This is a genomic window from Nitrospirota bacterium (assembly GCA_016212215.1).
Lineage (GTDB): Bacteria > Nitrospirota > 9FT-COMBO-42-15 > HDB-SIOI813 > HDB-SIOI813 > JACRGV01.
Genome location: JACRGV010000112.1, coordinates 1 through 10,871, shown reverse-complemented (window position 1 = coordinate 10,871; position 10,871 = coordinate 1). Strand labels below are relative to the sequence as shown.

General features: G+C 42.8%; 11 protein-coding genes. 1 reads left to right on the top strand and 10 read right to left on the bottom strand.

The genetic code is table 11. The annotated features are described in order from the left end of the window. Positions 1–359: 359 nt before the first annotated feature. The 8 genes from HZA08_10045 to HZA08_10010 form a co-directional block, all read right to left on the bottom strand. Positions 360–1,400: a phosphoribosylformylglycinamidine cyclo-ligase gene (locus HZA08_10045; protein ID MBI5193765.1), complete on the bottom strand. Its 1,041-nt coding sequence runs from the start codon at positions 1,398–1,400 to the stop codon at positions 360–362. A gap of 79 nt (positions 1,401–1,479) precedes the next feature. Further along, positions 1,480–3,237 (bottom strand): aspartate--tRNA ligase, encoded by a 1,758-nt coding sequence (aspS, locus tag HZA08_10040; protein MBI5193764.1) that lies wholly within the window; start codon positions 3,235–3,237, stop codon positions 1,480–1,482. A gap of 89 nt (positions 3,238–3,326) precedes the next feature. Beyond that, on the bottom strand, positions 3,327–4,043 hold the full coding sequence (locus tag HZA08_10035; GenBank protein MBI5193763.1) for an rRNA pseudouridine synthase: 717 nt from the start codon (positions 4,041–4,043) through the stop codon (positions 3,327–3,329). Positions 4,044–4,159: 116 nt separating this feature from the next. Further along, positions 4,160–5,707, bottom strand: coding sequence for a glutamine-hydrolyzing GMP synthase (gene guaA / locus HZA08_10030; GenBank protein ID MBI5193762.1), 1,548 nt, complete (start codon positions 5,705–5,707; stop codon positions 4,160–4,162). An 85-nt stretch (positions 5,708–5,792) separates the two neighbouring features. Then, a complete protein-coding gene (locus HZA08_10025; protein ID MBI5193761.1) occupies positions 5,793–6,437 on the bottom strand; it encodes a YceH family protein in 645 nt (214 codons plus the stop codon). Between the two features lie 61 nt (positions 6,438–6,498). Next, positions 6,499–6,927, bottom strand: a complete 429-nt coding sequence (locus tag HZA08_10020; GenBank protein ID MBI5193760.1) for a GNAT family N-acetyltransferase — start codon at positions 6,925–6,927, stop codon at positions 6,499–6,501. 42 nt (positions 6,928–6,969) lie between these two features. Beyond that, complete coding sequence (locus tag HZA08_10015; protein ID MBI5193759.1) at positions 6,970–7,662, bottom strand: DUF2461 domain-containing protein; 693 nt, start codon at positions 7,660–7,662, stop codon at positions 6,970–6,972. Between the two features lie 107 nt (positions 7,663–7,769). Beyond that, complete coding sequence (locus HZA08_10010) at positions 7,770–8,360, bottom strand: nucleotidyl transferase AbiEii/AbiGii toxin family protein (protein MBI5193758.1); 591 nt, start codon at positions 8,358–8,360, stop codon at positions 7,770–7,772. A 550-nt stretch (positions 8,361–8,910) separates the two neighbouring features. Between HZA08_10010 and HZA08_10005 the strand changes: the two genes are divergently transcribed. After that, positions 8,911–9,393: an endonuclease domain-containing protein gene (locus HZA08_10005; GenBank protein ID MBI5193757.1), complete on the top strand. Its 483-nt coding sequence runs from the start codon at positions 8,911–8,913 to the stop codon at positions 9,391–9,393. Between the two features lie 491 nt (positions 9,394–9,884). Here HZA08_10005 and HZA08_10000 read toward each other — a convergent pair whose 3' ends face one another. Together HZA08_10000 and HZA08_09995 are read right to left on the bottom strand one after the other, a co-directional pair. Further along, complete coding sequence (locus HZA08_10000) at positions 9,885–10,145, bottom strand: hypothetical protein (protein ID MBI5193756.1); 261 nt, start codon at positions 10,143–10,145, stop codon at positions 9,885–9,887. Next, entirely contained in the window at positions 10,142–10,456 is a 315-nt protein-coding gene (locus HZA08_09995) for a hypothetical protein (protein MBI5193755.1), read from the bottom strand. The genes HZA08_10000 and HZA08_09995 overlap by 4 nt, the downstream gene beginning before the upstream one ends. Between the last annotated feature and the right edge of the window lie 415 nt (positions 10,457–10,871).

Genomic DNA, 10,871 nt, shown 5'->3' with positions numbered 1-10,871 from the left:
CCCCCTTGAACAAAGGGGGGGATTGCCGTTGGCCATTGAGCACCAAAGGAACTTTCCCCCCCTTAACAAGGGGGGGCTTGGGGGGGTGGTTTTCATCCTCCTTTGTGAAACCTCCGTTTCATGACGGTTCATCCGAAAATCCTCTCCGGCGGGGTAAGAAAACCCCGCCTATCCATATAATGGGGGGAAACCCCGCCTATCCACACAGAGATTGAGGATAGGCGGGACTTTCTTGTCCCGCTGATTTTCATGGCCCTTTGTGAACCCTCGGTTCATGGGAGTTCACCCGAAAATAATCTCAAGTAAACAGTAAGCGGTTAGCAGTTAGCAGACAAATCCTGCCTTTACTGTTTACTAATTCATCCTTTTTCATACATTACAGTTCTGTCCCCTGCTACTACCTCACCGATAACGGTCGGCTCTTCACCGTATTGTAGTAAAAACTTAATAGCCATGTCAACCTGATGCTCAGGCAGTATTAGAACCATGCCTATGCCCATGTTAAAATCCCTGTACATCTCGTCTCTGTCAATATTGCCCCATTTCTCTATGAGATAGAAGATGGCATGTGCATTCCATCTGCCGGGGTACAGGACAACCCCTGTCCCTTCAGGCAATACCCTCGGAATGTTCTCTGTCAATCCGCCGCCTGTTATATGTGCAATACCTTTTATATCGAACTGCGGAATCATATCCAGAACTGTTTTTACATAGATTCTGGTTGGGGTAAGTAACTCCTCACCAATGCTCTTGTTGAGCAGTTCAACCCTGTCTGATGTATCATGGCCCATCTTTTCAAATACAACCTTCCTTGCAAGTGAGTACCCGTTGCTGTGTAGTCCTGAAGATGCAAGGCCAATCACCTTATCACCCGACCTTATAGTGCTTCCATCAATTATCCTTTCTTTTTCAACTACGCCCACTGCAAAGCCTGCAAGGTCATACTCATTATCCTGATACAGTGACGGCATCTCTGCTGTCTCGCCTCCGATGAGGGCGCACCCTGCAAGCCTGCATCCTTCTGAAATACCCTTTACAACATCAACAAGTTTCTCAGGAACAAGTCTTCCGGTCGCAATATAGTCAAGGAAGTATAATGGTTCTGCCCCGCAGACAACAATGTCATTCACACACATTGCAACAAGGTCAATACCCACTGAATCGTGCTTATCCATCATAAAGGCTAATTTGAGTTTTGTGCCGACACCGTCCGTACCGGACACGAGGACAGGATTTTTATATTTATTAAGGTCAATCTGGAAGAGGCCGCCGAAGCCGCCGATGCCGCCTAAGACACCCTTTCGTTTTGTCGCTTCTACAAAGGGTTTTATCAAACGCACAAATTCATTGCCTGCGTCTATGTCTACCCCGGACTTTTTGTAGGTTAAGTTATCTGACATTTTAAAATAACCCCATCCCCACCCTATCCCTCCCCTTGAAGGGGAGGGAAATTATGAGGAGTTGATTTATTTGATGGTGCTATTCTTCTACCTTGAGGTGCAACTCTCTCAACTGCTTTCTCTCAACTGCTGATGGGGCATCTGTCATCGGGCATACGCCTTTTTGTGTCTTTGGAAATGCTATTACATCCCTTATTGATTCAGCGCCTGTCAGAAGCATGATTATTCTGTCTACGCCGAATGCAATCCCGCCGTGGGGAGGTGCCCCATATTCAAGGGCCTCAAGCAGAAAACCGAATTTCGCCACTGCCTCTTCCTCATTAATCCCGAGCAGTTCAAACATCTTATTCTGGACAGTCCTGTTATGAATACGGATACTCCCTCCGCCAATCTCACTGCCGTTCATCACAATATCATACGCCTTTGCCCGGACTCTAAGCGGATATTTATCAAGAAGCGGAATATCCTCAGTCATTGGTGAGGTAAACGGGTGGTGCATTGCCGTGTATCTCTTTTCCTCATCATCATATTCAAGCAGCGGGAAATCCATAACCCATAGGAACTTATACTCATCTTTATTGATTAAATTCAACCGTTCTCCAATAGACAAACGTAAATGGGCAAGTGCATCATTGACAACCTTTGCCTTATCAGCAACGAAGATTAAGAGGTCTCCCTGTTCTGCCTCCAGCCTCTGTGCAACACTGCTTAACTGCTCAGGTGTGAAGAACTTTGCTATCGGCGATTCAAAACCATTTACTGTAACCTTAATCCATGCAAGCCCCTGTGCACCAAAGCCTTTTGCAAACTCCGTCAGGTCATCCAGCTCTTTTCTTGAGAGGCCGGACAGCCCCTTTGCATTAAGACCTTTCACAATCCCCTTCTTCTCAATGACCTGCTTGAATACCCTGAACTCAACGCCTGATGCAATATCTGAAATATCTTTCAGTTCAAGGCCGAATCTTATATCAGGCTTATCTATTCCATACCGTGAGATTACCTCGTCATAAGACAACCTCGGAAAAGGTGTTTGCACATCCAGCCCCTTGGTTTCCCTTAACACGAAAGCAAGCATCTCCTCCATAAGTGATATTACATCCTCACGGTCAACAAAGGACATCTCAAGGTCAATCTGTGTAAACTCAGGCTGTCTGTCGGCACGCAGGTCTTCGTCCCTGAAACACTTTACCACCTGATAATAGCGGTCAAAACCTGCTACCATAAGTATCTGTTTGAAAAGCTGGGGAGACTGCGGCAGTGCATAAAAGTGACCTGCATTAAGCCTGCTTGGAACAAGGTAATCACGTGCACCCTCCGGTGTACTCTTGGTCAGAAAAGGCGTCTCTACGTCAGTAAACTTATGTGTATGCAGGAACTCCCTTACTGACCTTATAAAGTTATAACGGAAAAGCAGGTTCTCCCTGAGCTTCTCTCTTCTTAGATCAAGGTACCTGTATTTTAATCTAAGTGTCTCTGATACCTCTGCCTCCTCTTCTATTGAGAAAGGAGGTGTCTTTGCACTGTTCAGTATCTCAAGATGATTCACCAGTATCTCTATCTCACCGGTTGGGAGCTTCTGGTTCTCTGTCCCCTGCGGCCTTGCCGATACCTCACCGCTGATGGTGATAACATACTCACTCCTCAGTTCACCGGCAGTTTCATGGGAGGTCTTGTCCTTCTCAGGGTTAAACACCACCTGAACAAGACCGTCCCTGTCACGAAGGTCTATAAAGATGAGGCCGCCGTGGTCCCTTCTCCTGTGAACCCATCCCTGAAGGGTAACATTTTTTCCTGTATCGCTCTTTCTTAATTCACCGCAGTAATGTGTACGTTGCAATTTGTATCTCCTTTAAAGACAGTGAATGGTGAATAGTTAATAGTGAATTGTAAAAATATCCCTAATTACGATTCACCATTTACCATTCACTATTTACCTTTCTTTAGGCTCTTCACTTCCTCAGCAGTCATATACCTGAACGTACCGGGAGGAAGATTGCCCAGTTCTATAAAACCATACCTTACACGAATAAGTTTTATCACCTGATGCCCCACCTTTTCCATCATCCTTTTTACCTGATGGTATCTGCCTTCGTGTATGGTAAGTTCAATCCATGAGTTCGCATCTGCCTTTTTTAATTTCCTGACAACTGCCGGTGAGGTTAGCCCGTCTTCAAGTTTGACGCCTGTTTCCAGCTTCTCCATCTCTTTATCTTCAAGGTACCCCTTTATCTTCACGAGGTATGTCTTTGCAATCTCATGTGACGGATGCATAAGGCTGTGTGCCAGATCGCCGTCGTCGGTCATGATAAGAAGACCCTCTGTGTCATAATCGAGCCTGCCGACAGGAAATACCCTTGCCTTCACACCCTTCAGAAGCTCTGTAACTATGGGCCTACCCTCAGGGTCGTTCATTGAAGTAATATATCCCTGCGGTTTATTAAGAACTATATACGTGTGTCTCTCAGGCAGGCGTATTAATTTCCCTGATACCTTGATAGCATCCTTCTCAGGGTCAGCCTTTGTCCCAAGTTCACGCACCACATTTCCATTAACAGTAACCAACCCGTCAACAATAAGCTCCTCAGCCTTTCGCCTTGAAGCTGCACCTGAATTTGCTATTATTTTTTGTAATCGTTCTAACATATAAAAACAGTGAATAGTGAATAGTGAACAGTGAATAGTGAATAGTTAGAAACAAGTATTGTCTTATTCTTACTTCTAACTTCTTGCTTCTTACTTCTGTTCTCTTACTTCTATCCTCATTCCCACTCTATCGTACTTGGCGGCTTTGAGCTTATGTCATAACAAACCCTGTTTACGCCTTTTACCTCGTTGATTATCCTGTTAGACAATCTGCCGAGCAGGTCGTAAGGGAGTTTGACCCAGTCTGCGGTCATCCCATCCGTGCTTGTCACAGCCCGTATTGCTATAACATTCTCATAAGTCCTCTCATCACCCATTACACCCACTGTCTTGACAGGAAGGAGGACTGCAAACGACTGCCATATCTCTTTGTAAAGCCCTGCTTTCTTTATCTCTTCCATCACTATCGCATCTGCCTCACGAAGTATGGCAAGCCGCTCCTCTGTAATCTCTCCAAGTATCCTCACGGCAAGACCGGGGCCGGGGAATGGCTGACGCCATAAAATATCATCAGGCATATCAAGTTCTTTTCCAAGAACCCTGACCTCATCCTTAAATAACTCCCTCAGCGGCTCAACAAGGCTCATCTTCATATTCTCAGGAAGCCCGCCCACATTGTGATGGGTCTTGATAGTGGCAGAAGGGCCTTTAAAAGATGTGCTCTCTATCACATCAGGATAAAGCGTACCCTGTGCAAGAAATTTAACATCACCAAGCTTCTTGGCCTCCCTGTCAAATACCCTGATGAACTCTCTTCCGATTATCTTCCTCTTCTTCTCCGGGTCAGTTACACCTTCCAGCTTTCTTAGGAACGACTTTGACGCATCTACATAACGGAGATTCAGGTGCAGTATCTCACTTAATATCTTTACAACCTTCTCAGCCTCACCCTTCCTGAGCAGGCCATTATTGACAAATATACTCGTAAGCTGTCCGCCGATTGCACGGCTGACGAGTGTTGCGACAACAGTAGAGTCCACACCGCCGCTCAGTCCGCAGATAACCTTACCCTTACCAACAGTCTTTTTGATGTTCCCTATTGAATAGTCCATAAAGGACTTCATAGTCCATGATGGTGTACAGCCGGAAATGTTATAGACAAAGTTCTGAAGTATCTGTACCCCCTTTGGTGTGTGAACCACCTCCGGATGGAACTGAAGACCATAGAACTTTTTCTGAGGATTCCCCATTGCGGCAACAGGTGCATTTGACGTATGACCAATTGCTTTAAACCCTTCCGGCATAACATCTATCCTATCACCATGACTCATCCATACCACAGTATCCTTCCCAAGTCCTTTCAAGATACCGGATTTATCATCAATAAACAGATCAGCCTTTCCATATTCCCGCTTCACTGCCTTAGCAACATTGCCGCCGAACAGATGGGTCATAAGCTGCATCCCATAGCATATACCGAGCACAGGAACGCCAAGCTCAAACACCTTCTTTGTACATACCGGCGCCCCTTCCTGATAAACACTCGAAGGCCCGCCTGAAAGCACAATCCCCTTTGGACGGAACTTTCGTATCTTCTCAATGGTGACATTAAAAGGCATAATCTCAGAGTAAACCTTCGCCTCCCTGATACGCCTCGCAATAAGCTGAGTGTATTGAGACCCAAAGTCCAGAACCAGTATCTTTTCAGTATGTATATCTTTCATAATCTTTGCATAACTTCCACACAACTTTGCCGAACAAAGAATAAAACATTATGGTATTTTTTGCAAGGGTGTAACGGTGTCACTTTTAAAACTGCCCTTTAAATTCCAGAAAATCATGCCTTAAATCTTCAATATCCTGGCGGAGCTTCTTTATTTCTTCTTCGAGTTCTGCAATCCTGTCATTATCTTCCCTTTGATCTGACGATAGTAATTGCCCTGTGGTTTCAGCACTCCGGCTTTCAACAACATCGGAAAAAAGCTGGATATAACGTTGTTCCTTCATTCCATGCTGACGAGGCAGTAACTTTACATAACCCATGTCCTCAAGATTTTGCAGAACATCTTTAACATCTTCTATAGTGTTAAACCTGTGTAGACGATCCGTCCGTTCCCGTATCTCACCTGCTGTTTGTTGTCCCCTTAGAAAAAGCACACAGAGTATTGCAGCCTCCTTATTGACAAGATTGCGGGGCATTAGAAAACTATGGGCATATTTTGTAACCCGGTTTAAATCACTCTTCCATACCAGCCCCTTGTCCTTAAGGCTGTCAAGGACTTTTATTACAAATTCTTCATTATAAGAAACAACCGGTTCCCTGTTGGATTTCTGGTTACATGCATTAACAAGGGCATTTAATGAGAGGGGATAATATTCCGGCGTTGTCATCTCCTTCTCAATTAAACAACCAAGCACACGAACCTCTTCTTCAGTAAGCTTTAACTCAGTCATTCTAAACCTTCTTCCATATTTTATAGATATCCATTGTCACAGTAATTGAGATGTCCCTCATTTATGTATGCACCTCGTGTTTCTTTAATACCATCACCAAAGCCCCTCCCCTGCACTTGGATTTGCAGATACGCTCCAGCTTTTCTACTAATTCCCGTGGCCCCGGTTCTATCTTTTTGAAGCCGAGCCTTTCAAAATACTCCGGTATATCTGTGGTAATATAAACCTCATTGGTGGGGAAACGGCTTATCAAATACTCAACGATCATTCTCCCGATGCCTTGATTTCTCTTATGTTCAACCACTCCAACACAGGCAAGTTCATAGACTTCATTATGAGGGCGAACCCGTCCGAAGCCTGCAATCTCTTTATCATCTATGGCAACAATAAACTGATGATAGTCCAGGTCTTCATCATCCAATAGAAATCTCTCAATGCATTGTTTGATAAAAGACATATCATCAGGAGATGCAGGTTGAATGTGTATCATTTTATTCAAAAGCCCTTTCAAGGCATTTAACACTACGGTGCATCATTGCTTTAATCTCCAGAGGTAATTATAAAAAGGGGCAAGGAGATCAAAACCCGAAATCAGATCATCAATTAACGCCCTGTTGAAGAGATTTTCATCAATCTTTCTGTTACAGACCAGATACATATTTTTTCTCTGATACCAATTCCGGATCTCTTCTGATTTATCCTCATCAAATATCTTTTTATATTTCTCCCCTTCTACCGTAAATAATCGTTGTTTCATACAGGCCGCAATTGTCTTCAGGAATTCTTCTGGGTTCTTATCAATCATCTCCCGGAACTTATACATTGTATCCGGAGAAGCGCCGTAATATCCCATCCCATAACGATAAGAATCAGAGGTTATCTCAAAGAAATAGGCAGGTGCATCCATCCAGTCCTTACGCAGTCTTTTAAAGGTAATCCATGCTGTACTTTTATAGGGTGACTTGTCTTTTGAGAATCTCGTATCTCTGTAAATCCTTGAGATAGTCTTATCTACAGAAGGTCTTATTTCAAAGTTGGGATCAATGGTCAACATAAACTCACCCAAGTCCTTCACCAGATTCTGTAACGGCTCAAGTATATATTTCTGATAATCCTGTTTATTTGCCTCAAACCAAACTTTATTGTTATTGGCTTCAAGATTTCTTAAAAAATCTAATGTATTTTCTGAGAATCCGTTAAATGTGCTTTTTATTTTGCCGGTCATATAATTACCATCCATTTACCCATTAATTACCCATTAATTAGAAGATACGGGTATTTGCTAATAAACTCTTCTGTTCATTTAAAAGATAATTGGATCGCCTTATTTCCCTAAAACAAAATCTTTAAAAAAACTTCCACCTCTTTCCATTCTTGATTACTCATCCTTACTTTTTTCCCGTCTCTTATCAATGCAACATCACCGAGGTTATTTATTGCATCATCAAAATAGATCAAGCCTTTTTTGATCTGATAGGCGTATTCCTCTGAAACGCCGTATTTTGCCCGAATCATGCTGATTAAATAATCCAAAGATATTTCATAAGCTGTAATAAGTCCCTTGAGATCCACAAAATCCTTTGCAATTCCCCTTTGTATGATTGCCACGACCTTCATAGCAGATATATCTTCCGGTGATGCTAACTCTACTGAATAATCAGGATTAATGACCGGAGGTTTTAAGGGAGGCCACAGGTCCCGGGATGGCTTCATGTAACACTTTGTTTTTCCCCTCTCCAGTTTGAAATATAAACACCAGTAATTTACTGTTCTCGGCGACAGGTAAGAACTTTCTTTTACTACTCTTACGATGTCCTCAGATGTGTAATGATCCAGAATAAACCTGACCTGTTTATCCCCGCCATGCTCAAGCACCCGTTCAATAATAAGAAACTTATCTCCCTCCATGTCCATGGAATCCATATCTGCCCCCCACAAACAAGGGGCTATTATATCTTTATCACCTTTACTAATCATAGGTATCTATATATTGTCAGGATAATGTCAGGAGATTTACATTGATATTTTACTTAATAAGCCATTGTAAAGCAATGTCTGGAATTTTTTAAGGATATCCCTGTTGACAACAAAATTTCATACTGCTACTTTAACATCAGGAAAACAATTTCCTTATGTGAAGATTGGAGGGTTGCAATCATGTTGAAAAGTTATGAGGCCATCTATGAGCACGGTAGCCTGAAGTGGCTCAAGGATTCACCGGGGGAAGAGAAGATTCGCGTAATCGTGACCATTCTGGAGGAAGTCCCTCCCGCAAAAAAAGCAGCGACAACCGCCGGTGGAACTCGCAGGTAAAGGTAAGATTACTGGAGACATCATTTCACCTGTCGTCCATCCGTAATCCCTCCCCCAAAAAAAGCAACCCACTCTAACTTTTGCGGTTCTTTCTCTTTTTAAGTGGGTAAATAATATTCCCTCCCCCTTGACGGGGGAGGGCCAGGGTGGGGGTGATTCTATGGGGAACAGGATAACAATATTAGGAAAGGCTCTCAGGAAAACACCTACAGATGCGGAACAACTGCTCTGGAGTTACTTGAGAATGAAACAGATGGAAGGGTTAAAATTCAGAAGGCAACAGTCCATAGACAAGTACATAGTTAATTTTGTTTGCTTTGAAAACCGCATTATTATTGAAGTGGATGGCGGCCGGCATGCGGCAGCAAAGAATAAGGATATAGAAAGAGAGAACTACCTTCAACGATATGGGTTTAAGGTTTTAAGGTTCTGGAATAATGAGGCCTTACAAAATACAAATGAAGTTTTAGCAGTAATAAGGGAGAACTGTTTATATCACCCTCCCCTTACCCCCTCCTGCCTCCCCCTGTTAGAGGGGGAGAGATTAAGGAAGGGAAATAATTATAGCCCTCCCGTCAAGGGAGAGGAAAGAAAGAATGTGATTCATTATAGAGACAGAAGATGGTTTACCCACTTGAAATGAGAAAGAACCAGAATTTATAGAAGTGAAAGGTAGAACTATCAATAGGCAGACGTAAAAGTATATAGAAACATGCCTCTGTTGGGCAAAATAACCTTGATTAGTCGCCACTGGATTACTACAAAAACCGCAGCCATATTTTTTTGATGGTAGCCTTGAAATACTCGCCCATTTTAATAACCAATGATATCAGATCGTGACAGGTTGTCTGACCGTTTCTCAAGGTTTATCGTGTTGTAGAAACGGAGATTTTTATTAATTTCGTTTGACAGCAAAATCTCATTCCGATATTCTATCCTGAGAACAGCAAACTCATTGAATAATAAATACCGGAGGTGTGAAATGACGATACAAGACCTTCTACCGGACATTCACTCACTTGCCGGACTTATACGAGTTGCAGGATGAATGATCCCCTCCGGATGTTGGAAGATTATGAACTTTGAGGGCGGTATGCCGGGCCATTTTAGAAATGTCCGGTTTTGCTATTATGCTCATGCAACCTTGAGCGTAAGACCTTCAATCCTTGAAGCCCGTAATCTCGCAACCTTTACATACACTATTGTTTGCCCAGGTTCTTTATTGGCCTCAGCAAGTTCAATGTTTTGTGTTGCAAGTTCCTGATCATACTCAGGCACTAATACAATCATGGAATTGTCGGGGATCTGCTCCTCTATTTCCGGATGTTCAAGTAGATACAACTCAAATTCTGTTGAAAGTTGCTGATTCTTTCTGAATAGTTCCTCTCTTGTCATTTCTTTATCCTCCCAAGATACCGAATTTTATATCGTTCCCAATTTTCATTGATGTCTTGATCTGCCATTGTAAGGCTATCACTTAGGTCAGCGATACCTAAAAACACTTTGTCTTTACCCCCGTCCGGATTCATTATGTCTTTATGGGCATATCCATGTGCTGTATCATATCTAACAATAGGAGTCCATAAGTTATCAAGGAGGGTCTCATATTGAACAACAAACCCCATTACTTTACCTTTTTCTGCAATGTGTTCATGCCTTTTTCTATCTTTATCTGAGAGCATAAATATATAAGTTTTCTTAGGCATCAGATTACATAATTACTTTCTTGAGGCTAACATAGCAGGATGGGTATTTTGTGTCAAATTAAATTTGACAGTCTGTCAACCCAAAATAGCAATTACTGGTTTTTAGCAATATAAGACTGCCCATCATATTAATAGATAGAAAAGATCATTAAACACAGAATCCCCTACAGCATATATTTATAAGGAGGCAACGAAGATTTCAGAAATTTACTAATTTACCTCACTGACATAGGACACTTCCTGGGGGAGGTACTGTGCTATACTCGTGATGAAAAATGGTAACCCTTCAGTGAGGCGTGGGAACCCGGTCGTGGGGTAAGCCTCCTTTCCAATATTATGGGGGTTGTATGTACTATAGGTTTGATGGCGGTGAAGTCCCTGAAGGGAAGAGAAGTTTGAAGGGATCGAGGGTCAT